Raw genomic sequence first — 21,654 nt, forward strand, 5'->3', positions numbered from 1 at the left:
CGGCGACGCTGGCCCGGGCCGCCGCGGCCCGGGGTGCGCCGGTCGGCCCGGCGGAGTTCCGGGCCGGGCTCGCGGAGGGCCGGGCCTGGGCGCTCGGACCGCTGCGGGAGACGGCGGCGGCGCTGGCCGTCGCGGTGGTCAACCTCGGGGAGCTGCTCCAGTGCGCCGAGGTGCGGCTGGGCGGCGGGTTCGGACACGGGGTCCCGGGGCTGGTCGGAGCGGTGCGGCGGGAGGTCCGCCGGCTGGCCCGGCCCGGGGTCGCCCCGCCGGCCGTCCGCCGGGCGCGCTGCGGGGCCCGGGCCTCGCTGCACGGGGCGCTGCTGCTGGCCCGCGGGGCGGCGGACGGCTGACCGGCGCCCCGGCCTCCGGAACCCCCGGGCACCCCGTCCGGTGCCGTCCCGCGGCCTTCCCGGGTCCTTTCCGGACCGGCCGTCCCGCGGCCTTCCCGGACCCGCCCCGAACACCCGGACACCCGAACGCCCCTCCCGGGAACGTCGGAGGGGCGTTCGGGTGTCCGCCGTCAGTGCGGCAGCCGCCCGCCGGGCAGCCCGAGCAGCTCCCGCAGCGCGGGCGCGACGTCGTAGATCGAGAGGCCGTCGGCCCGGCCCGGCGTGACACCGGGGGAGTCGAGCAGGAAGACCCCGGTGTCCCCGTGGTTGGCGTGGTCCGGGCCGGTGTCGTTCTCCGTGGTGTACAGCCCCTGGCCCATGCCGAGCGTGGCGAGTGCGCGCCACCGCAGGTTGCCCACGTAGACGAGCAGGTCGGGGGCGATGCCGTTGACCTCGGGGTAGAGCTGGTCGGGGCGCAGGGCCCGGGTGCCCATCGGCTGTCCGGCGTCGTCGGGCAGGAGCTCCAGGGCGGTCGCGATCCGGTCGAGGGTGTCCTGGTACTCGCCCGCGGGCACGGTGCCGTGCGGTTCGCGGCCCTCGACGTTGAGGAAGATCCGGCCGTAGTAGCCGCCCTCCGCCCAGGCGGTGGTGCGTTTCCAGTCGACGTCCGCCTTGGCCATCGGGGTGGGCCCGGCAGGCTCCGTGGCGAGGACGAGCAGACCCTCCTTGCGCAGCCACTCGTTGATGAAGAGTCCGCCGACCATCGGCTGGGCGCCGTGGTCGGACACCACCAGGACGGTGGTGTTCTCGGGCAGGCAGGCCAGGAACTCGCCGATGTGCCGGTCCAGCGCCCGGTAGTAGTCGCGGAAGAGGTCGATGTAGGGATTGCCGGGCTCGTGCCGGGGGTGCTCGGGGTCGCAGTACTTCCAGAAGCCGTGGTGGAGCCGGTCCGGTCCCATGTCGACGAAGGAGAGGAACTCCCAGTCCTGGGTGGTGGCGAGGTGCCGGGCGACCTGGAAGCGCTGCTCGCTCAGGTCGAAGATCTGCTGGGAGACCCGGGCGAGTTCGGGCGAGCGGAAGTTCTCGACGTCGAGCGCGTACCCGCCGGTGAGCTTCTCGATCTCGTCGCGCAGTCCGGGCGGGGAGGTGTACTGGGCCCGCGTGGAGGGGGCGAGGAAGCAGGAGACCATGGCGCCCCGGATCGGGGTGGTCGGGTAGGTGCCGGGGACGCCCAGGACGACGCTGTCGCGGCCGGCGGCGGTCATCTCGTCCCAGATCCGGGGCGCCCGGATGCTGTGGGAGGTGGCGAAGGCGAGCGGGCCGTAGTCGTGGGCGGCGCGGTCGCGGAAGCCGTAGACGCCGAGTTCCCCCGGGGTGCGGCCGGACATCATGCAGGACCAGGCGGGCATGGTGATGGGCGGGTCGACGCTGCGCATGGGGCCCCACAGGGAGCGCCGGCGCAGCGCGGTCAGGACGGGCATGTCGTCGGCGAACCGGTCGAACAGCAACTGCGGGGTCGCCGAGTCGAGTCCGATCACGGCCACCCGGCCGGGGTGGGGCATCTGGTTCTCCCTCAGGGAGTCGGTCCGAGGACGGCCTGGGCCTTGTCGTCGGGGCGGTCGCAGGGGCGGTCGGAGGGGCTGTCGGCGGGGCTGTTGTCGGGGTGGCCGAAGGTGTGGTCGGCGGGCACCAGCAGGGTGAGCGAGCGGGCGGCGACGCGGTAGCCGAGCGCCCCCATGCCCATCACCACGCCGGCGGCCAGCGGCGCCGTCACCGAGGTGTGGCGGAAGCTCTCGCGGGCCCAGACGTTGGACAGGTGCACTTCGATCCAGGGCGGGCCGAAGTCGGCGAGCGCGTCGCGCAGGCCCCAGCCCGCGATCATCAGGGCGCCCGGGTTGACCACCGCGCCCGCCACGTCGCCGTGCCGTTGCAGGGCGTCGATCAGCTCGCCCTCCCCGTTGTGCTGCGCGGAGACGACCTTCCAGTCGCGGACGGCGGCCTCCTCGGCGACGGCGGCCTCGATCTCGGCGAGGGTGGTGGTGCCGTAGATCTCGGGTTGCCGGGTGCCGAGGGTGCCGAGGTTGGGGCCGTTGAGCAGCAGGATCCGGCTCATGGGCGCCCGCACCTCCCCCTCGTCCGGCGGCTTCGCCGGGTCACGTCGCCCGCGCCGTTCCGCCGGCGCCGAGGACGACGGCGCCGTCCAGCCCGAGCGGGTGGACCCCGACGGCGGCGAGCAGGGTCGGCGCGACGTCGAGCATGTCCAGCGAGGCGGGTCCGGTGCCGCCCGGGGCGGCGGGCGGCGGGGCGGCGCCGCGCCGGTAGAACAGGGCGTTGTCGCGGGTGTGGGTGCCGGTCAGGGTGTCGGTGCGCAGCGGCGCCCTGCCGCCCCAGGCGCCGCGCAGCTGCACGCCCCCGGCGGGCAGGGCGAGCAGGTCGGCGGCGTGGTCGAGCAGTGGGCCGTGGTAGAGCTCCGCGGGGCGGTGGACCGCGGCGACCAGGAGCGGGCCGTCCACGTCGGTGCCGACGCGGACGCCGTCGCCGCGCAGCCGCAGCAGCTCGTCGGCGATCTCGTCGGCGAGCGCGTCGGCCTCGGTGTCGGTCAGGCCGCCGCGCGGGAAGCGGTGCTTGCGGTGGAGGTAGATCCGGGCCGGGTCGAGGGCGAAGGCGTGGCTGCGGGTGTCGAGGTCGGCGAGCTTCGCGGTGGTGTCGAGGTCGGCGAGGTGGCCGGCCTCCCGCAGCCAGGCGTTGAGGTAGAACTGCCGGTCGACGGGGCCGAATCCGTGGTCGCTGACCAGGAAGAGCTCCTCGTCGGGGCGGCAGACGTCGGCCAGCCGGCCGGCGCAGTCGTCGACCAGGCGGTAGAAGTCGCGGACCGCGCCGTGCAGCGGGTCGGCGGGGTCGGCGACGGCGCGCCAGAGGAAGTGGTGGACCCGGTCGGTCTCGGTGAGGACCGCGATGCCGAGGTCCCACGGCTCCTGGGTGAGGACGTGCACCATGGCGTCGGTACGGGCCCTGAGGGCGCGTCCGGCGCGGGCCAGGAAGCCCGCCGGGTCGTCCGCGACGTCGCCCACCTCGACGTCCAGCTCGTAGGCGAAGCGCTTGAGCTCCGGGAGGAGGCGGCCGGGGGTGACGGCGTTCTCGATGCGCGGTGCGACGAAGCCGGAGACCACCACGCCGTCGACGGCGGGCGCCGGGTAGGTGCCCGGCACGTTGAGGCAGACGGTGCGGCGGCCGGCTGCGGAGGCGAGTGCCCAGAGGGCGGGTTCGCGCAGGTGCAGCAGGTTGGGGAAGCAGATCCGGTAGCCCTCGTCGGGGACGAGGTCGGTGAAGCCGAAGATGCCGTGCCGTGCCGGGTTGGTGCCGGTGAGGAAGGTGGCCCAGGAGGTGGAGCTGATCTCCGGGACGGGGGCCCGCAGCGGGGCGCAGTACCCCTCGGCGAGCAGGGCGCCGAGGCGGGGCATGACCCCGTCGGCGGCGAGCTCGGCGAGCAGGGTGCGGGGCATGCCGTCGAGCCCGATGACGAGGGCGCGCTCTGCCATGGCTGCCGTCTCCCCGGTTCAGGCGGCCGGGGTGCCGGTGCCGGCGCCGGTTCCGATGCCGGACGTCCGGCCGTGGACGTATTCCGCCAGGAGGTCGAGATCGTCGATCAGTCTGATCGAAAGGTCCTCGTCGGCGATCTCCACGCCGAACTCGCTTTCCACCCAGATGAGGAACTCGATGGTATTGATCGAATCGAGTCCGAGGGCCTCGACGAGTCCGCGGTCCGGTATCTCGGAGGGCGCGACGGACAGTTCGAGCGAGTCCACGAGAACCTTGCGCAGTCGGGCCTTGATCTCTTCCACGGCGGGGGTCCTTTCGGCGAAGGCGAGGAGGACGGCGGGAATGATCGCCGACGATCGTCGGCGTTTCCGATCGATCTTCGTGAACGACCGGGAGTGATCGGAATGTGCGCGGCCGGCCCCGGGGGCGGTCGGGTGGAGCAGGCCGGAGCGGCCTGCGGGCCGTGCGGGGCGAGGCTCCCGAGCATGGTTCATTTCCCGGCGGCGTACCACCTTACGGGAACGTATTTTTCGCGTCAGGCATGTGCTTCTGGCCATTTCCTGCTGTCCGGACGGCCTGAACGATCGGTCGCGAACGGAGCCCGGGGCGTTTCTGCGCAGCGACGTCCCGGTCGTCCGACACCGTGTCGGCGGGTGGCGGGAAAACGCCGGTGCCGATGGGCGTCGAACCCGGTCGGACGCTTGGTGTTGACGTGTTCGGGATGACCTGGCCATGATTTGCGTGGCTGAGCGAACGGTTGTCCACCCCCCTCCCTGCCGGCCATTTCTCACGGAGCAGTACGCCCGAGGCCGGCCGGTCCGAGGTTTTCGATCGGTGGCCCCGCCCACGTCCGAGCGGCAGTCCGGCGGGTCGCGTCACACCCGGTGTCCGGCGGCTCCGCCCGACGGACGGACCGGTTTGCAGCAGGGTCGCCCCCCGTGTGCGGCGGCCTGCCCCCATGCCGCACACGACCGAGAGGCCCGACCCATGTCATCCATTCCGGTCCAGTCGCCCTTGACGTTTCCCGCTTGGCCGCAGCACGGTGTCGAGGAGCGTGAGGGCCTTCTGCGCGTCCTGGAGCAGGAGGGCTGGTGGCGCAACGGGGGCAGTGAAGTCGACAGCTTCGAAAGGGAGTTCGCCGATCTGCACGGAGCCCACCGCGCCATCGCGACCACCAACGGCACGCACGCGCTGGAGCTGGCCCTGTCGGTGCTCGGCGTCGGGCCGGGCGACGAGGTGATCGTCCCGGCCTTCACGTTCATCGCCACCTCGCTGGCCGTCCAGCGGGTCGGCGCCGTGCCCGTCCCGTGCGACGTCCGGCCGGACACCTACAACCTGGACGTCGAGGCCGCCGCCCGGCTCGTCACCCCGCGGACCAAGGTGGTCATGCCGGTCCACATGGCCGGGCAACTGGCCGACATGGACGCACTGGCGGAACTCGCCGCCGCCACCGGCGTGGCGGTCCTCCAGGATGCGGCGCACGCGCACTCGGCCCGCTGGCGCGGCAGCCGGGTGGGCGAGCTCGGCTCGATCGCCGCGTTCAGCTTCCAGAACGGCAAGCTCATGACGGCCGGCGAGGGCGGCGCCGTGCTGCTGCCGGACGACGAGACCCACCGGGAGGCGTACCTGCGGCACGGCTGCGGGCGCCCCCCGGGCGACCGGCTCTACGCCCACCTCACCCAGGGCTCCAACTTCCGCATGAACGAGTTCTCCGCCACCGTGCTGCGCGGCCAACTCTCGCGCCTGGAGGCGCAGGTGACCCTTCGGGAGGAGCGCTCGCGGCACCTGGCCGCCCTGCTCGGCGCAATCCCCGGGGTGGTGCCGCAGGATCGCGACGAGCGCTGCGACCGCATGGCGCACTACATGGCGATGGTCCGGCTCCCCGGCATCACGCGCGATCGCCGGCTCGCCGTGGTGGACGCGCTGCTCGAACACGGCGTGCCCGCGTTCGTGGCCTTCCCGCCGGTCTACCGCACCGCCGGCTACTTCCAGGGGCCGGCCGTCGGCGACGTCGACGAGATCGCCAAGCGCTGCCCGGTGTCCGAGGAGATCGGCTCCGACTGCCTCTGGCTGCACCACCGGGTGCTGCTCGCCGACACCCCCGTCCTCGACCGGCTCGCCGAGGTGTTCGCGGACGTCGTCGCCGCGAACTGATCCCGCCGCCGAGCCCACCGTCCGGACGGATCGGACCAACTCTCAAGGAAGCGGCAGTAGATGACGGTGCATCAGGCATTTTCCACCGTGGTGTTCGATCTGGACGGCGTGCTCATCGACAGTTTCGGCGTGATGCGCCAGGCGTTCGCCGCGGCCTACCGCGAGGTCGTGGGCGACGGGGAGCCGCCGTTCGACGAGTACTGCACCCACCAGGGGCGCTACTTCCCGGACATCATGCGGCTGATGGGACTGCCCGGAGGGATGGAGCGGCCCTTCGTCGAGGCCAGCCACCGGCTGATCCACGAGGTGGAGGTGTACCCGGACGTGCCGCTGGTGCTCAAGCGGCTCCGGGAGTCGGAGGTCCGGACCGCGATCGCCACCGGCAAGTCCGGCGACCGGGCGCGGACCGTCCTGGAGGTGGTCGGACTGCTGCCGCTGCTGGACACCGTCGTCGGCAGTGACGAGGTGGACCGGCCCAAGCCGGCCCCGGACATCGTCCGGGAGGCACTGCGCCGGCTCGCGAGCGAGCCCGGCGACGCCGTCATGGTGGGCGACGCGGTGATCGACATCCAGAGCGGGAGGTCCGCCGGGACCGCCACCGCGGCAGCCCTCTGGGGCGAGACCGCCACCGATCAACTCATCGACGAGAAGCCCGACTTCGTGCTCGCCAGGCCGACGGACCTGCTCGCCCTGGTGCAGGGGGGTGTCCGGTGAGCGCCGGGGCGGCGCAGGCGCCGCGCTGGAGCGTCGCGGCCCCGCAGGGCGCCGGTCTCGAACTGGCCGGCCTGGGCGGGTCCGCAGCCTGGCGGACCGTCGTCGAGACCGCCGCGCTGGCCCGGGACTGCGGCTACCACGCCCTCTGGCTGGAGGACCGCACCGACACCCTGCCGCGCCGCGAGGCACAGCCGGTGGTCGAGGCCTGGACCGCCCTCGGCGCGCTCGCCGCGACCCTGCCCGGCATCCGGCTCGGCCTGCTGGCCGCGGGCCCGCCGCACCGCAACGCGGTGGTCCTCGCCAAACAGGCCGCCTGCGCCGACGTCATCTCCGGGGGGCGGCTGTCGCTCGCTCTGACCACCGCCGGACCCCTCCCCGAGCACGTCGCGGCCGGCACCGTGCCCGGCACCGCCCTGGCCGCGGCGGATCCCGCGGCCGACCTCGTGGCGCACCCCGGGACCGACCTCGCGGCTGATCCCGCGCCCGTGCTCGCCGAGACCATCGAGGCCCTGCGGGCCCTGTGGTCCGGCACCCGGACCGACGCGCCCGGCCCCGCCGTCCCGCTCGCCGGTGCGCACGCGGTACCGGTCCCGGTCCAGCCGCGGCTCCCGCTGGCCGTCCGGGTGGACGCCGCCGCACCGGACGCGGCCGCCCGGCTGCCCGAGGCCGCGGTCCGGGAGTGCGCCGCCGTCCAGTGGCAGGGCGAACCCGAGCAGGTCGCCGCCGCGATCCGGGCCTTCGGCCGCCGCCGGGAGGAGCTCGGCCTGGCCCCGGAACAGGTCCGGCACGCGCTGGTCGCCGAGGGCCGGGTCTTCGACGACCGGGTGGCGCGGGACCGCTGGCTCTCCACCCCGCACGTCGTGGTGTTCTGGAGCCACCACCCCGATCTGCTCGCCCGCCGCAGCCTGTACGGGACACCGGACCAGCTGGTCGAGCGGGCCGCCCGGTACACCGAGGCCGGGGTGGGCGAGTTCCTGCTCTGGTTCCGCGACTACCCCGCGACGGAGAGCCTGCGCAGGTTCGCCGCGGAGGTCGCCCCCCGGGTGCCCGCGCCGCCCGCACCGGTCCCCGTCCCCGTCCGTGTCCCCGTCCCCGTCCGCGAGGGGTGACCGATGCCGACCGCCGCCCCCGCCCTGCTCACCCCGGACTGGCTCGCCGCCGCCGGCCGGCTCGCCGCCCCCGACCCGGCCCCGCGCAGCACGGTCGCCCTGCGCCTGGCGATCACCGACCCGCCGCCCGGCACCGCCCCGGCGGCCGACCTCCTGGTGGACCTCGCCGGCGGACGGCTCGCGGTGACCGCGGCGGCCGGCGATCCGCCCGGACTCCTGCTCACCCTGCCCTACGCCGCCGCCCACACCCTGCTGCTCGGCCCGGCCCGGGCCCGCGCGGAGATCCTGGAACGCGGCGACGTCACCGTCCTCGGCAACTTCAGCCTGCTGTTCTTCGTCGACGCCGCGCTGCAGCGCGACCGGGCCGGCCAGGTCGCAGCCCTGCGGGCCGGCACCGCCGCACTGCCGCCGGGCGCCGCCCCCGCCGCCGGTCCGGAACCCGTCCCGGTGGGCACCGCCGACCCCGCCCCGGCCGACGTCGACGCCGTCGCCCGGGCCGCCGACGTCCTCCCGCGCACCCTGCGCGAACTGGGCCGCGAGGTCGGCACCTCGACGCCCGGCGCGCAGTTCTACGCCTCGCTGCACGGCAAGCCGCTGGCCGACGTCGGACTCGGCCTGGCCCGCCCCGGGGTCGCCATGTCGGCCGGCTCGGCGCCGCTCTGGTACTGCTGCGCCAAGCCGCTGCTCTCGGTCGCGCTCGGCCGGCTCTGGGAGGCGGGCGACTTCGACCCCCACCTCCCGGTGGCCCACTACCTGCCCGAGTTCGGGACCGCCGGCAAGTCCGCGATCACCTCGATGGACCTGCTCACCCACACCGGCCCGGTGCCCACCGGCGCGGACCCGCTGCACGGCGTGGTCACCGGCCCGGACGACGAGCGGCTCCGCCGCGCCCTCGCCACCGTCGTGGAACCCGGCCCCGCCGGCGCCGGTCCCGGCATCAACTACAGCCAGTGGTGGGCCTGGTACGTGCTGGCCCGGCTGCTGCCCGCCATCGACGGGCGGGACTACCCGGCGTACGTCGAACAGGAGATCCTGCGCCCCTGCGGGATGGACCGCACCAGGGTCCACCTCTCCCCGGAGGACTACGACGCGTACGGCGACCGGCTGCCGCTGATCCACGTCAGCAACCTCGGCGACACCCCGCAGCCCACGTACTTCTGGTCGACCCGCGGTGCCACCACGCGTTGCGTGCCCGGGGTCAACACCCGCGGTCCGCTGGGCGATCTCGGGCTGCTGCTGGAGATGCTGCTGGCCGGGGGTGCCGCGCCCGGCGGCCGGATCCTCGCGCCGACCACGGTCGCCGCGCTGACCGCCCGCCACCGCACCGGGCTGCACGACCGCTACGGCAACGCCGACTGGGGCTTCGGCCTGCGGCTCGAATGCCGCACCCTCGGTCCCGCGTACACCAGCTTCGGCACCCACGCCTCGCCCCGCTCCTTCGGCCACGACGGGCTGTGGACCGCCGTCGCGTTCGCCGACCCGGACGCCGGCCTGGTGCTGGCCGTCCACCTGAACGGCAAGGTCGAGCACGAGCGGCACCGCGAACGCATCGTCCGGATCGCCGACGCGGTCTACCAGGATCTCGGGCTCACCTGACGCCCCGCCCCGCCCCCGACGCCCCGCCCCCGACGCCCTGCACCCGACGCTCCGCCCCCGCTCTCCCGTCCCGGCCCCGCACTCCGGCCGGCCCCCAGCCAGGAAGGCGCCCGATGGCACAGCAGCCCGCGCTCCCGTTCCTCCCCGACCCCGCCGAGGTGGGCAGGCTCTACGACCGCTACACCGACCTGGGCAGCGCCACCCTGGGCGAGAGCCTGCACTTCGGCTACTGGGACTCCCCGGACAGCCTCGTCCCGCTCGCCGAGGCGACCGACCGGCTGACCGACCTCATGACCGACCGGCTGAACATCGGCCACGGCTCCCGCGTCCTCGACCTCGGCTGCGGCACCGGCGCGCCCGGCAACAGGATCGCCCTGCGCACCGGCGCCCAGGTGACCGGCATCTCGGTGAGCGGACGCCAGGTCGAGCGGGCCAACGCCCTGGCCGACAGGCTCGGCCTGGCCGACCGGGCCCGCTTCGAACACGCCGATGCGACGGACCTGCCGTTCGCCGAGGCCTCCTTCGACGCCGTGATCGCCCTGGAGTCGATCATCCACATGCCGGACCGCGCCCATGTGCTGGGGCAGGTGGCCCGGGTGCTGCGCCCGGGCGGGCGCCTGGTGCTCACCGACTTCTTCGAGCGGGAGCCGATCCCGGAGAACGGCCGGGCCGCCGTGGACCGGTACCTGCGGGAGTTCCTGATGACGATGATCCAGGCCGAGGACTACCCGCCGATGCTGCGCCGGGCCGGCTTCCGGTTCGAGGAGCTGACCGACATCAGCGAGCCCACCCTGCGCCGCACCTTCGTCGAGCTGTCCGAGCGGATCAGCGGCGCGGCCACCGACCTGTCCGCCGCCCACGGCCCGGAGCTGGTCGACCGGTTCAACCCGCGCGACATGATCGACGTGGCCGGGTTCGGCCACCTCCTCGTGGTCGCGACCCGGACGGAGAAGTGAGCCGGCGATGACCACCGACCCCCGCGCCGACGACGACCTCGGCACCTTCTACGACCGGGTCAACGACGCCATGGCCGACGCCATGGGCGGCTACCTGCACGGCGGTTACTGGGACGGCCCGGTCGACCCCGAAGAGGTCGAACGGGCTGCCGACCGGCTGACCGACTTCGTCTCCGACCGCCTCCTCCTCGCCCCCGGTCAGCGCGTGCTGGACATCGGCTCCGGCAACGGCAAGGCCACCGCCCGGATCGCCCGCCGCCACGGCGTGCGCGTCACCGGCATCACGCTCAGCCCGCGCCAGGTCCGCCAGTCCACCGACCTGGCCGCCGAGCTGGCGCTGTCCGACACGGTGGACTTCGAGGTCCACGACATGCTCGGACTCTCCTTCCCGGACGCCGCGTTCGACGCGGCCTACGCGATCGAGTCGATCTGCCACGCCGAGGACCGCACCGGGGCCTTCAGCGGGCTCGCCCGGGTGCTGCGCCCCGGCGCCCTGCTGGTGGCGACCGACTTCGTGCTGCTGCGCCCGCTGGAGACCGACGAGCACCGCAGGCTGGTGGACGGCGCCATGAAGAACTACCAGCAGGGGCCGATGCTCACCCAGGAGCAGTACGAGTCCTGTGTGCGGGACGCCGGCCTGGAGGTCGTGGACTTCACCGACATCGGCGAGTACGTCCGGCCGTCCTACCAGGTGGTCGGGCACAACCTCCTCCGCGGCGGGGAGAAGCTGCGGGATCAGGTCACCGAGGAGGAGTTCCGCTACATGGTCGAGGACCTCGCCGGTTTCGGCGACATCACCGAGCTCGGCTACGCCGTGGTCACCGTCCGGAAGCCGTCCGGCACCGCCGCCCGGCAAGGGGGCTGAGCCGATGTCGTCCACCGCGACCAGGCCCGGCGCCGCCGCCGCCGACTGGACGGCGGCCACCGCGCCGGGTGCGCTGCCGCTGCTGGGCCACCTGGTGCCGCTGCGCCGCCGGCCGCTGGAGTTCCTGACCGGGCTGCCCCGCCACGGCGACGTGGTCGAACTGAGGATGGGCCGCCGGACCGTCCACATGGTCTGCCACCCCGAGCTCGTCGGCCAGGTGCTCAAGGACCCGCGGACCTTCGACCGCGGCGGGCCGTTCTACGAGAAGACCAAGCTGCTGATGGGCAACAGCCTCGGCAACTGCCCCTACGCCGACCACCGGCGGCAGCGGCTGCTGGTCCAGCCGTCGTTCCGGCGGGAGCGGATCGCCACCTACCCGCAGGTGATGCGGGAGGAGATGGCCGCCGAGACGGCCGGCTGGCGCCCCGGGGGCACCATCGAGGCCAACGACCGGATGCACGCCGTGACGGCCCGGATCGGCGCGCGGGTGCTGCTCTCGACCGAGATCGGGACCGATCACGTGGACCGGATCCTGCGCTGCCTGCCGATCGTGCTCAAGGGCATGTACAAGCGGATGGTCGCCCCGGTCGGTCTGGTGTACCGGGTGCCCGGGCCCGAGTCGCGGCGCTTCGAGGGCGCCCTGGCGGACCTCCGGGAGCTGATCGACTCGATCATCCGGAACTACCGGGGAGCCGACCAGGACCACGGCGACCTGTTGTCCGGCCTGCTCGGCGCGCGCGACGAGGACGGCCGGGGACTCTCCGACCAGGAGATCCACGACCAGGTGATGAACTTCCTCACCGCGTCCACCGAGACCACCGCGACCGCCCTCGCCTGGGCGCTCCAACTGCTCGGCCGGCACCCCGAGTACGAGCGCCGGCTCCAGGAGGAGGCGGACGCCTTCGCCGCGTCGGGCGGAGCCGACGCGCACGGCCGGGACGGGCTGGACTACACCCGCCAGGTGGTGAACGAGGTGCTCCGGCTCTACCCGCCGGGGTGGCTGGTCACCCGGGTCGTCACCGCCGACACCGAACTGGGCGGCGTCCGGCTGCCGGTGGGCTCGGTCGTCTTCTACAGCTCGTACGCGCTGCACCGCAACGGCGAGCTCTTCCCGGACCCGGAGCGCTTCGACCCGGACCGCTGGTCGCCCGAGCGGGTGGGCGACGTGCCGCGCGGCGCGATGATCCCGTTCGGCGCGGGCAGCCGCAAGTGCATCGGCGACGACTTCGCGATGATGGAGACCACGCTGGCGCTCGCCACGATCGCCGCGCGCTGGCGGCTGCGGCCCACGTCGGACACGCCCGTCCACCCCAAGCCGCGGGCTCTGGTGGGCATGGGCGAGCTGCCGATGGTGACCGAACTGCGCTGACCGGGCTGCGCGTTGGGCCGGGCTGCGCTGACCGGGCTGCGTTGACCGGGCTGCGGCGGGCCGGCTGTGGCGGGCCTGCTGCGGCGGGCGCCGGGGAACACCCCGGCGCCCGCCGCCTCCTCACCGGTCCAGCAGGTACTCCACGGCGACCCGCACGACCAGCAGGTCCTCCTCGGCGGGCAGCAGCTCGCCGAGGAATTCCGCGTGCGACTTCCCGGTGTACCGGCGCGACATCTCGTCCATCAGCCCGTCGTGCAGCTTCACCGGCTCGATCGACGCCGTCCCGCGCACCGCCAGGTAGGTGTACGGGGCGTCGGCCGGGTGCAGCAGCACCGAGATCCGCGGATCGCGCCGCAGGTTGCGCTCCTTGTGGCTGCCCCGCTCGATCCCGAAGAGCAGGTCGGTGCCGTCGTGGCCGACCCAGACGACGGACTGGTGCACCGTGCCGTCCGCGCGGAGGGTCGCCACCACGGCGAACACCGGCGCCGCCAGCACGGCCCTGGCGTGTTCGGTCAACGGGACGCGGGCCATCACGCCTCCCGCCGGGAAGCGGTGCGCCGACGGCGCAGCGAGGGGTCGGTCAGCGACTGCGGCACCCAGTGGTGGTCGGCGCGGTTGAGGTCGACGCCGGGCGGCACGATCGCGTCGATCCGGTCGAGCACCCCGTCGTCGAGTTCCACCCCGGCCGCGCCCAGCAGGTCGGTCAACTGCCCCGGCGTGCGCGGGCCGAGGAGGACGGAGGTGACGGCGGGATGGGACTGGACGAAGGCCAGCGCGAGGTGCGCCGGCGACAGCCCCGCGTCGGCGGCCACCTTGCGCAGCTCGGCCACCGCCTTCGCCTTGGCGGCGTTCTCCGGGACGGAGAGGTCGAACTTGCGCTGTTCCAGCACGGCCCGCCCGACGCCCGGCCGGATCTCCCGGCCGGTGAGCCAGCCCGCCCCCAGGGGCCCCCAGGGCAGGACGCCCATGCCGTGCCGCTGTGCGGTCGGCAGGACGTGGGTCTCCGCGGAGCGGGCGAGGGCGGAGTACTGCGGCTGCTCGCTGCGGAACCGGACGTGTCCGCGCCGTTCGGAGACCCACTGGGCCTCGACGATCTGGTCCGCAGGGAAGTTGGAGGTGCCGACCGCGCGGACCTTGCCGGAGCGGACGAGGTCGGAGAGCGCGGAGAGCGTCTCGTCGATGTCGGTGTCCGGGTCGATCCGGTGCACCTGGTAGAGGTCGATGTGGTCGGTGTCGAGGCGGCGCAGCGATCCCTCCACCGCCCGCGTGATCCAGCGCCGGGAGTTCCCGCGGTGGTTGGCGTCCGGGCCCATCGGGCTGTGGAACTTGGTGGCAAGGACGACGTCGTCCCGGCGGCCCCGGATCGCCCGGCCGACGATCCGCTCCGATCCGCCGTCGCCGTAGATGTCGGCGGTGTCCACGAGGTTGATGCCCGCGTCCAGGGCCAGCCGGATCGTCCGGACGCCCTCCTCCTCGTCGGTGTTGCCCCAGGAGCCGAACATCATGGCCCCGAGGGCGAATTCGCTGACCGATATGCCGGTGCCGCCCAGAATCCTGTGTCTCATGCGACGTGTGCCCTCCGTCGTCGGACCGGTCGGATGAACGGTTCCACTCTGACCCAGCGGCCACGGGCACGCCAGGGGACGTGTGCGAGATGTCCGTTTTCTCTCCAGGTCGGCTGGTATGGTACTTCTCGCCCGATGACTGACGCTCCGTCAGTACCCTTTCTGCACAACCTCGGGAGGCCCCGCGTGCGTACCGTCCTCGAACGCGCCGAATGGTTCGTCTGGCTCTCCGCCCGTCCGCTGGAGCAGCACCGCTTCGCCCACCACTTCCTCGGCGGCGGCGCCGACGCCGTGGAGACCGCGCTCGCCGCCTACGTCCGCCCCGACGGCGGCTACGCGTACGCGCTGGAGGCGGACGTGCGCGGGCCGTCCTCGCAGCCGCTGGCCGCGGCCGCGGCGCTCAACGTCCTGGACGAGATCGGCCGGTGCGACGCCGCCCGCACGGCTCGGCTCCGCAGTCACCTGCCGAGTCTGACCTCGCCCGACGGGGGCCTGCCGACGCTCCATCCCGGCATCGCCGGCTACCCGTCCTCGGCCGTCCTCACGGTGCGGCCTAACCCGCCGGGCAGCCTGCTGGCCACCGGTGTGATCGTCGGCCGGCTGCACCGCAACGGCATCGAGGACCCGTGGCTGGACGCCGCGACCGAGTTCTGCTGGCAGGCCGTCGACGGTCTGACCTCCTCCCACCCGTACGAGGTGGAGGCCGCCCTCGCCTTCCTGGACGGCGTTCCGGACCGGGGGCGGGCCGCCAAGTCCGCCCAGCGGCTCGGCGAACTCGTCCGCGACCAGCGGCTGGTGGTGACCGACCCGGCGCGGGCCGAGGAGTTTCCGGTCCACCCCGCGTACGCGGCGGGGGAGTACCACTACGTCACCGACGTCCTGCGGAGCCCCCGTTCGCTCGCCCGGGAGTGGTTCACCGAGCAGGAGGTGGCGCGCTGCCTTGACCACCTGGCCGCCGTGCAGCAGGAGGACGGCGGCTGGCCCGTGCTGTGGCGGCTCTGGGCCCCGGGCTCGGCGGCCGAGTGGCGCCCGATCGTCACCCTGGACGCCCTGCGCACCCTGCGGGCCCACGGCCGGCTCTGACCGTTCCCGCCGGACGGACCCCGGACCCGGACCCGGACCTGAACCCGGACGGACCTCGGACGCCGCCGGGTCCGCCGGTGTCCGGTGTCCGGTGTCCGGGGTCCGCCGGCGCCTAGGGTCCGTCGGGCGCGGCCGGGCGGCTCCCCTCCGGCTCGCGCTCCATCGCGTCCAGGGTGCGGGCCACCACCTGCTCGGGCACGTCCGGCACCAGCTCGACACCGCGCGGCCCGTCCAGCACGAACGCGAGCCCCGTGCCCGACAGGGCCTTCTTGTCCTGCCGCATGAGGGCGATCAGGGCCGCCGTCCCCACTCCGGCCGGCAGCCGCTCGCGCAGCCCGTACGCGCGCACCGTCGCCAGGTGCTCGGCCACCCGCTCCGGGCCGATCCGGCCCAGCGCACCGGCCAGCCGCCCGGCGAACACCGTGCCGATCGCGACGCCCTCGCCGTGCCGCAACGCGAAGTCGGTGGCCCGTTCCAGGGCGTGGCCCAGGGTGTGTCCGTAGTTGAGGATGTGCCGCAGCCCGCCGTCCCGTTCGTCGGCGGCCACCACCGAGGCCTTCAGGGCGACGCTCGCGGCGATCTGCTCGTGGACGGGCAGCCCGCGCAGGTCGCCGGCGCCGATGAAGTGGCAGCGGGCGATCTCGCCGTACCCGTTCGCCCACTCCACCGGCGGGAGGGTGCGCAGGTGGTCGGTGTCGCACAGCACGGCCCGGGGCTGCCAGTAGGCGCCGACCAGGTTCTTCGCCTCGGGCAGGTTGACCGCGGTCTTCCCGCCGACCGCCGCGTCCACCTGCGCCAGCAGGGTGGTCGGCAGATGGATCACGGCCACCCCGCGGTGGTACAGCGCCGCGGCCAGGCCGACCGCGTCGGTCGTGGTGCCGCCCCCGCAGGAGACCACCACGTCGTGGCGGGTCAGGCCGTATCCGGCGAAGGCCCGGCAGAGCTCCTCCACCGTGGCCAGGGTCTTGCGGTGCTCGCCGTCCTGGGCCGGGACGAGCAGGGACGGCACGCCCGGGTCCGGGACCTCCTCAGGCGGGCGGGCCGACACCACCACGGCCCGGGCCGCGCCGGTGGCGGCCACGACGGAGGGGAGCAGGTGCCGGACCCCGGGGCCGATGTGCACGGGGTAGGAGCGGTCACCCAGCCGTACGTCGATCCGTCGAGGAGTCGTCATGTCCACAGGGTGCCGACTCCGGATGCCCGTGAACAGAGCGCCTCCCGGGTGCCTCCCGGGCCCCTTCCGAGCCCCTTCCGAGCCCCTCGCCCGACCGCCCGCGCTCGGGAGGCGGGGCCGCACGGCCTGTGTTTGTGTGGGGGCGCAGCCCGCTCGGGAGAGGTGAACCACCGTGACCATGCCGCCGTTCGGATCGAACGACCCGTTCTCCGACCTGCTCAGCCGGTTCTTCGGCATGAGCCCGATGGCGTCCCCACCCAACGTGCAGCGGGTGCCGATCGGTCGGCTGCTCAGCGAGTCGGCGCAGGAGCTGCTCGGCCTGGCCGCGCAGCGTGCCGCCGAGGACGGGAGCAGCGATCTCGACACCGCGCACCTGGTGTGGGCGTCCACCCGGGTGGATCCGTCGCGCCGGATGCTGGAGCGGGCCGGGATCGACCCGGACCGGCTGGCCGGCGACCTGGCGGAGGCGCTGCCGGTCGGCGCGGAGACGCCCACCGGGGACGGCCGGCCCGCGTTGACGCCGGCCGCCAAGCGGGCGCTGCTCGCCGCGCACGCCCGTTCGCAGGCGGCGGGTGCCTCGTACATCGGGCCCGAGCACATCCTCGGGGCGCTGTTGGAGGAGGAACGGTCGGGCGCGGGGGCGGCCCTGCGGAACGTGGCCCCCTCGCAGGAGGCGCTGCGCACGGTGCTGGACGGCCGCAGCTCCGGTGGCGAGCGCAGCTCCGGCGGTGCGCAGCCGAGCCGGACGCCCACCCTGGACGAGTACGGCCAGGACCTCACCGAGGAGGCGCGGGCGGGCCGGCTGGACGCGGTGGTCGGCCGGGCCGAGGAGATCGAGCAGACCGTCGAGATCCTGTCCCGCCGGACCAAGAACAATCCGGTGCTGATCGGCGAGCCGGGCGTCGGCAAGACGGCGATCGTGGAGGGGCTGGCGCAGCGGATCGTCTCCGGTGACGTGCCGCAGAGCCTGAAGGAGAAGCGGGTCGTCACCCTGGACCTCACCGGGCTGGTGGCTGGCTCCAAGTACCGCGGCGAGTTCGAGGAACGGCTGAAGAGCGTGATCGACGAGGTCACGGCGGCCGAGCAGAGCGTGATCCTGTTCCTCGACGAGCTGCACACGGTGGTCGGGGCGGGCTCCGGCGGCGAGGGTTCGATGGACGCGGGCAACATCCTCAAGCCGGCCCTGGCCCGCGGCGAGCTGAGCGTGGTCGGCGCCACCACCCTGGACGAGTACCGCCGGCACATCGAGAAGGACGCCGCCCTGGAGCGCCGCTTCCAGCCGGTGCTGGTGCCCGAGCCGACCGTCGAGGAGACCGTCGAGATCCTGCGCGGCCTGCGCGACGCGTACGAGGCGCACCACCAAGTGCGCTTCACCGACGAGGCGTTGGACGCCGCCGCGACGCTCTCCGACCGCTACGTCAGCGACCGCTTCCTGCCGGACAAGGCGATCGACCTGCTGGACCAGGCGGGCGCGCGGGTCCGGCTGCGCAGCCTGAGCGGATCGACGACGGCGATGCCGGTGCAGGACCGGATCACCAAGCTGCGACGCGAGCTGGAGGAGGCGGTGGCGGACGAGGAGTTCGTCCGGGCCGCCAACCTGAAGGCCGAGCTGCGCCAGACCGAGGACGAGCTGGCCGCGCTCGCCGAGGACCGGGAGGAGGTCGTCGCCGTCACCGCCGAGGACATCGCGCAGGTGCTCTCCCGCCGTACCGGCATCCCGGTGGCCGAGTTGAACGCCACCGAGCGTGAGCGGCTCCTGCGGCTGGAGGAGCACCTGCACGAGAAGGTGATCGGGCAGGACCAGGCGGTCACGGCCGTCGCCCAGGCGGTGCGCCGCGGTCGGGCCGGCATGGGCGACCCGGACCGGCCGACCGGCTCGTTCCTCTTCCTCGGGCCTACCGGTGTCGGCAAGACTGAGCTGGCCAAGGCCCTGGCCGCGCTGCTCTTCGGCGACCCGGACCGGATGATCCGCTTCGACATGAGCGAGTTCCAGGAGAAGCACACGGTCTCCCGGCTGGTCGGCTCCCCGCCCGGGTACGTCGGCTACGACGAGGCGGGCCAGCTGACCGAGGCGGTGCGCCGCAAGCCGTACAGCGTGCTGCTCTTCGACGAGGTGGAGAAGGCCCACCCGGACGTCTTCAACCTGCTGCTCCAGGTCCTGGACGACGGACGGCTGACGGACGCGCAGGGCCGCACGGTCGACTTCCGCAACACCGTGGTGATCATGACCAGCAACATCGGGTCGCAACGGATCCTCGACCACGCCGGCGACGTCGACGAGATCAAGGACGAGCTGATGCGGGACCTGCGGACGCAGTTCCGGCCGGAGTTCCTCAACCGGATCGACGAGGTGATCGTCTTCCACGGGCTCACCCGCAAGGACCTGCTCCAGGTGGTGGGCCTGCTGCTGGACCGCAGCCGGCGCCGCCTGAAGGCGCAGGACGTCCGGCTGGAGGTGACGGACGACGCCAAGGAGTGGCTGGTGAACCGGGGTTACCAGCCGGAGTTCGGGGCCCGGCCGCTGCGCCGGACGATCCAGCACGAGCTGGACAACCGGATCTCCAACCTGCTGCTGGACGGCAGCGTGCAGGAGGGCGACACGCTGGTGGCGAAGGTGTCGGGCGGCGAACTGGTGGTGGTGACGGAACGGCCGGAGCCCTCGGCGACCTTCGCGGAGGCCGAGGGGAAGGCCGAGGAGAAGGCGCCGGAGTAGGGGCGGCAGGGCCGGGAGGCGGCGCGTCGGGAGTGACCGGCGCGCCGCCCGGGCGTTCAGGACTGCGGGAAGACCTCGCGCAGCAGCGGGTCCGGCAGGCCGCGCTTGCCCCACTCGCGCGGGTAGCCGAGCGAGACCTCCTCGAACCTGACGCCGTCGTAGCTGGTCCGCCGGGGGATGTGCAGGTGGCCGTAGATCATCGCGGCGGTGTTGAAGCGGCGGTGCCAGTCGGCGGTCAGCTCCGTGCCGCACCACTGGGCGAACTCGGGGTACCAGAGGATCTCGGTGGGTTCCCGGACCAGCGGGTAGTGGTTGACCAGGACGAGCGGCAGCTCCGGGTCGTGCCCGGCCAGCCGCTTCTCGGTGAGCCGGACGCGCTCGCGGCACCAGGAGTCGCGGTCCGGGAACGGGTCCGGGTGGAGGAACCGCTCGTCGGCGCAGACCACGCCGGACTCGTAGGCGGCGGCCAGCGACTCCTCCTTGGTCGTGGTGCCGGGGGCCCGGAAGGAGTAGTCGTACAGCACGAAGAGCGGCGCGACGGCGACCGGGCCGCCGGCGCCGGTCCAGACCGGGTACGGGTCCTCGGGGGTCACCACGCCGAGTTCGCGGCAGAGCCGGACCAGGTACTCGTACCGGGCGACGCCGCGTAGTTGGACCGGGTCGTTGGGGTGCGTCCACAGCTCGTGGTTGCCGGGCGCCCAGATCACCTTGGCGAAGCGCTCGGCGAGCAGGCCCAGCGCCCAGCGGATGGTGGTGGTGGACTCGGCGACGTCACCGGCGACGATCAGCCAGTCGTCGGGGGACTCCGGGCGTAGCTGCTCCACCAGGTCGCGGTTCTGCTGGTAGGAGACGTGCAGGTCGCTCACGGCGAGCAGGCGGCCGGCCCGCCCGGGCCCGGTGTCGCCGCGCCCGGCGGTGGTCCTGTCGGTCGCTCCGGTCACTTCGGTCACTTCAGCCCCCATGTCGTCACCCGGCCTCCGGCCAACAGTACGGGGGGCGGACGGGTGTGTGCCCGCAGAGTGGCCGGATCTCGACCACCGGAGGCGGGGACCGGACCCCGGAGGACCCCGGTCGGCGCCGGGTCGGACCCCGGAGGACCCCGGCCCGGCGCCGACCCGAGCCCGGTCGACCCCGGCCCGGCGCCGGAGGCCGAACCGCCGGAGCACGCCGTGGTCGGCCGACCCGGGGCGCGAGCCGGCGGGTTGCGGCCACGGCCCGGCTCCGGCCGCGGCTGATCAGCGTCGGCCGCCGGCACTGGCCGGTGGACGGTGCCGAGGCCAAGAGCCCTCAGGGGTAGGCGAGTTGACGCTCCGGCCGTTCGGCCGGTGCGTCGGGGTCGGTCGGGGCGGCCGAAATCGTCGCCCCGGTCGGGGCGTCCGGATCCGGACGCGGCGCGACTCTTGACAACACGTCATGTCCGCGACAGCTTTGGTGCACCCCCACACCGAGAGGTCTCTCATGAAGAAGCCGCTCATAGGCACGCTCGCCACGCTCCTGTTCGCCGGGGCCACCGCCCTGGCCGGAGCCCCCGTGGCGACCGCCGCCCCCTCCGTGACCGCCCCGACCGTCGCGACCGCCGAAGCCGCGGCCCGGACCGTCGCGGCGGCGCCCGAGGGTCAACAGGCGCTCGCCGCGGTCACCTTCGCCGGTACCGTCGCGCTCAACAACTGTTCCGGCTCGCTCGTCCGGCTCCCCAACTCCACCGCCAACGACCCGGCCCTCGTGCTCTCCAACGGCCACTGCCTGGAGACCGGCATGCCCGGCCCCGGCCAGGTGGTCGTCAACCGGGCGTCCAGCCGCACCTTCACGCTGCTCAACGCGAGCGGCGGATCGCTCGGCACGCTCCGTGCCACCAAGATCGTGTACGGCGCCATGACCGACACCGACGTGTCGATCTACCAGCTGAACACCACCTACGCCGCGATCCAGTCGCAGTACCGGATCGCCCCGCTGACCGTCGCGGCCACCCACCCGGTCCAGGGCACCCCGATCAAGGTCGTCTCCGGGTACTGGAAGAAGATCTACTCCTGCTCCGTCGACGGGTTCGCCTACCGGCTGAAGGAAGCCGAGTGGACGTTCAAGGACTCCGTCCGCTACACGTCCAGCTGCAACGTCATCGGCGGCACCTCGGGCTCGCCGGTCGTCGACGCCAACGGCACCGTCGTCGCCGTCAACAACACGATCAACGAGTCCGGCCAGCGGTGCACCCTGAACAACCCCTGCGAGGTCGACCAGAACGGCGCGGTCACCGTCCGCCGGGGGATCGGCTACGCCCAGGAGACCTACACCATCCCGGCCTGCTTCGCCTCCGGGAACCGGCTCGACCTGACCCTGCCCGGCTGCACCCTGCCGCGCCCCTGACCAGCACGTTCACCCCGATGGGCCATCCGCGACCTGCGGGTGGCCCATTCGGCCGTCTACCGGACGGCCGGTCCGTACGGCAGCCGCCCGCCGGCTGTCGGAGAGTACGGACAGAGCATCGAACAG

18 protein-coding genes and 1 pseudogene are annotated in these 21,654 nt (G+C 73.8%); 11 read left to right on the forward strand and 8 right to left on the reverse strand.

Annotation, left to right across the window (positions count from 1 at the left end; all coding sequences use genetic code 11):
- Positions 1–350, forward strand: a pseudogene (locus tag ACFWOG_RS21445) (ROK family protein); the annotation flags it as partial.
- Between the two features lie 170 nt (positions 351–520).
- Here ACFWOG_RS21445 and ACFWOG_RS21450 read toward each other — a convergent pair.
- From ACFWOG_RS21450 to ACFWOG_RS21465, 4 genes are read right to left on the reverse strand one after another with little or no spacing between them, the layout of a single operon-like run.
- Positions 521–1,891 (reverse strand): alkaline phosphatase family protein, encoded by a 1,371-nt coding sequence (locus ACFWOG_RS21450; protein WP_329878922.1) that lies wholly within the window; start codon positions 1,889–1,891, stop codon positions 521–523.
- Positions 1,892–1,902: 11 nt separating this feature from the next.
- Positions 1,903–2,442, reverse strand: a complete 540-nt coding sequence (locus tag ACFWOG_RS21455; RefSeq protein ID WP_380360310.1) for a type II 3-dehydroquinate dehydratase — start codon at positions 2,440–2,442, stop codon at positions 1,903–1,905.
- A 40-nt stretch (positions 2,443–2,482) separates the two neighbouring features.
- A complete protein-coding gene (locus ACFWOG_RS21460) occupies positions 2,483–3,868 on the reverse strand; it encodes an alkaline phosphatase family protein (RefSeq protein ID WP_329878920.1) in 1,386 nt (461 codons plus the stop codon).
- An 18-nt stretch (positions 3,869–3,886) separates the two neighbouring features.
- Positions 3,887–4,171: a phosphopantetheine-binding protein gene (locus ACFWOG_RS21465; protein WP_329951576.1), complete on the reverse strand. Its 285-nt coding sequence runs from the start codon at positions 4,169–4,171 to the stop codon at positions 3,887–3,889.
- Between the two features lie 712 nt (positions 4,172–4,883).
- Here ACFWOG_RS21465 and ACFWOG_RS21470 point away from each other — a divergent pair.
- The 7 genes from ACFWOG_RS21470 (at position 4,884) to ACFWOG_RS21500 (ending at position 12,632) form a co-directional block, all read left to right on the forward strand.
- Positions 4,884–6,023 (forward strand): aminotransferase class I/II-fold pyridoxal phosphate-dependent enzyme, encoded by a 1,140-nt coding sequence (locus ACFWOG_RS21470; protein WP_380360313.1) that lies wholly within the window; start codon positions 4,884–4,886, stop codon positions 6,021–6,023.
- 60 nt (positions 6,024–6,083) lie between these two features.
- A complete protein-coding gene (locus ACFWOG_RS21475) occupies positions 6,084–6,737 on the forward strand; it encodes an HAD-IA family hydrolase (protein ID WP_380360315.1) in 654 nt (217 codons plus the stop codon).
- Positions 6,734–7,846 (forward strand): LLM class flavin-dependent oxidoreductase, encoded by a 1,113-nt coding sequence (locus ACFWOG_RS21480; protein WP_380360316.1) that lies wholly within the window; start codon positions 6,734–6,736, stop codon positions 7,844–7,846. The genes ACFWOG_RS21475 and ACFWOG_RS21480 overlap by 4 nt, the downstream gene beginning before the upstream one ends.
- 3 nt (positions 7,847–7,849) lie before the next feature.
- Positions 7,850–9,442 carry a serine hydrolase domain-containing protein gene (locus ACFWOG_RS21485; RefSeq protein WP_329951580.1) on the forward strand — a complete coding sequence of 531 codons (1,593 nt, stop codon included), beginning with the start codon at positions 7,850–7,852 and terminating at the stop codon, positions 9,440–9,442.
- A 113-nt stretch (positions 9,443–9,555) separates the two neighbouring features.
- Complete coding sequence (locus ACFWOG_RS21490) at positions 9,556–10,398, forward strand: methyltransferase domain-containing protein (protein ID WP_380360318.1); 843 nt, start codon at positions 9,556–9,558, stop codon at positions 10,396–10,398.
- Between the two features lie 7 nt (positions 10,399–10,405).
- A complete protein-coding gene (locus ACFWOG_RS21495; RefSeq protein ID WP_380360320.1) occupies positions 10,406–11,263 on the forward strand; it encodes an SAM-dependent methyltransferase in 858 nt (285 codons plus the stop codon).
- Positions 11,264–11,267: 4 nt separating this feature from the next.
- Positions 11,268–12,632: a cytochrome P450 gene (locus tag ACFWOG_RS21500; protein WP_329951582.1), complete on the forward strand. Its 1,365-nt coding sequence runs from the start codon at positions 11,268–11,270 to the stop codon at positions 12,630–12,632.
- A 120-nt stretch (positions 12,633–12,752) separates the two neighbouring features.
- Here ACFWOG_RS21500 and ACFWOG_RS21505 read toward each other — a convergent pair whose 3' ends face one another.
- Both ACFWOG_RS21505 and ACFWOG_RS21510 read right to left on the reverse strand, forming a co-directional pair.
- Entirely contained in the window at positions 12,753–13,163 is a 411-nt protein-coding gene (locus tag ACFWOG_RS21505; RefSeq protein ID WP_329878911.1) for a PPOX class F420-dependent oxidoreductase, read from the reverse strand.
- On the reverse strand, positions 13,163–14,197 hold the full coding sequence (locus ACFWOG_RS21510; RefSeq protein WP_380360323.1) for an aldo/keto reductase: 1,035 nt from the start codon (positions 14,195–14,197) through the stop codon (positions 13,163–13,165). Before ACFWOG_RS21510 ends, ACFWOG_RS21505 begins: the two co-directional genes overlap by 1 nt.
- 135 nt (positions 14,198–14,332) lie before the next feature.
- Here ACFWOG_RS21510 and ACFWOG_RS21515 point away from each other — a divergent pair, with 135 nt between their 5' ends.
- A complete protein-coding gene (locus ACFWOG_RS21515; RefSeq protein ID WP_380360325.1) occupies positions 14,333–15,280 on the forward strand; it encodes a hypothetical protein in 948 nt (315 codons plus the stop codon).
- Between the two features lie 112 nt (positions 15,281–15,392).
- On the opposite strand, the gene ACFWOG_RS21520 is transcribed toward ACFWOG_RS21515, so the two are convergent.
- Positions 15,393–16,454 carry a 3-dehydroquinate synthase family protein gene (locus tag ACFWOG_RS21520; RefSeq protein WP_355407971.1) on the reverse strand — a complete coding sequence of 354 codons (1,062 nt, stop codon included), beginning with the start codon at positions 16,452–16,454 and terminating at the stop codon, positions 15,393–15,395.
- A 178-nt stretch (positions 16,455–16,632) separates the two neighbouring features.
- Between ACFWOG_RS21520 and ACFWOG_RS21525 the strand changes: the two genes are divergently transcribed.
- Positions 16,633–19,167 carry an ATP-dependent Clp protease ATP-binding subunit gene (locus tag ACFWOG_RS21525; protein WP_380360344.1) on the forward strand — a complete coding sequence of 845 codons (2,535 nt, stop codon included), beginning with the start codon at positions 16,633–16,635 and terminating at the stop codon, positions 19,165–19,167.
- A gap of 56 nt (positions 19,168–19,223) precedes the next feature.
- Here ACFWOG_RS21525 and ACFWOG_RS21530 read toward each other — a convergent pair whose 3' ends face one another.
- Positions 19,224–20,117, reverse strand: coding sequence for a metallophosphoesterase family protein (locus tag ACFWOG_RS21530; RefSeq protein ID WP_380360327.1), 894 nt, complete (start codon positions 20,115–20,117; stop codon positions 19,224–19,226).
- A 508-nt stretch (positions 20,118–20,625) separates the two neighbouring features.
- On the opposite strand from ACFWOG_RS21530, the gene ACFWOG_RS21535 reads away from it, so the two are divergent.
- The gene (locus ACFWOG_RS21535) at positions 20,626–21,528 is read left to right on the forward strand and encodes a serine protease (RefSeq protein WP_380360329.1); all 903 of its coding nucleotides are present in this window, start codon (positions 20,626–20,628) and stop codon (positions 21,526–21,528) included.
- The last annotated feature ends 126 nt before the right edge of the window (positions 21,529–21,654 follow it).

Source organism: Kitasatospora sp. NPDC058406, from assembly GCF_042722765.1.
Taxonomy (GTDB): Bacteria; Actinomycetota; Actinomycetes; order Streptomycetales; family Streptomycetaceae; genus Kitasatospora.

What these genes read in the sequence shown, in the direction of transcription:
- ACFWOG_RS21500 (WP_329951582.1), top strand. Translation starts at nt 11,268, where the DNA reads ATGTCGTCCACCGCGACCAGGCCCGGCGCCGCCGCCGCCGACTGGACG.
- ACFWOG_RS21520 (WP_355407971.1), bottom strand. Translation starts at nt 16,454, where the DNA reads ATGACGACTCCTCGACGGATCGACGTACGGCTGGGTGACCGCTCCTAC.
- ACFWOG_RS21505 (WP_329878911.1), bottom strand. Translation starts at nt 13,163, where the DNA reads ATGGCCCGCGTCCCGTTGACCGAACACGCCAGGGCCGTGCTGGCGGCG.
- ACFWOG_RS21490 (WP_380360318.1), top strand. Translation starts at nt 9,556, where the DNA reads ATGGCACAGCAGCCCGCGCTCCCGTTCCTCCCCGACCCCGCCGAGGTG.
- ACFWOG_RS21510 (WP_380360323.1), bottom strand. Translation starts at nt 14,197, where the DNA reads ATGAGACACAGGATTCTGGGCGGCACCGGCATATCGGTCAGCGAATTC.
- ACFWOG_RS21535 (WP_380360329.1), top strand. Translation starts at nt 20,626, where the DNA reads ATGAAGAAGCCGCTCATAGGCACGCTCGCCACGCTCCTGTTCGCCGGG.
- ACFWOG_RS21515 (WP_380360325.1), top strand. Translation starts at nt 14,333, where the DNA reads ATGACTGACGCTCCGTCAGTACCCTTTCTGCACAACCTCGGGAGGCCC.
- ACFWOG_RS21460 (WP_329878920.1), bottom strand. Translation starts at nt 3,868, where the DNA reads ATGGCAGAGCGCGCCCTCGTCATCGGGCTCGACGGCATGCCCCGCACC.
- ACFWOG_RS21485 (WP_329951580.1), top strand. Translation starts at nt 7,850, where the DNA reads ATGCCGACCGCCGCCCCCGCCCTGCTCACCCCGGACTGGCTCGCCGCC.
- ACFWOG_RS21450 (WP_329878922.1), bottom strand. Translation starts at nt 1,891, where the DNA reads ATGCCCCACCCCGGCCGGGTGGCCGTGATCGGACTCGACTCGGCGACC.
- ACFWOG_RS21495 (WP_380360320.1), top strand. Translation starts at nt 10,406, where the DNA reads ATGACCACCGACCCCCGCGCCGACGACGACCTCGGCACCTTCTACGAC.
- ACFWOG_RS21525 (WP_380360344.1), top strand. Translation starts at nt 16,633, where the DNA reads ATGCCGCCGTTCGGATCGAACGACCCGTTCTCCGACCTGCTCAGCCGG.
- ACFWOG_RS21475 (WP_380360315.1), top strand. Translation starts at nt 6,084, where the DNA reads ATGACGGTGCATCAGGCATTTTCCACCGTGGTGTTCGATCTGGACGGC.
- ACFWOG_RS21455 (WP_380360310.1), bottom strand. Translation starts at nt 2,442, where the DNA reads ATGAGCCGGATCCTGCTGCTCAACGGCCCCAACCTCGGCACCCTCGGC.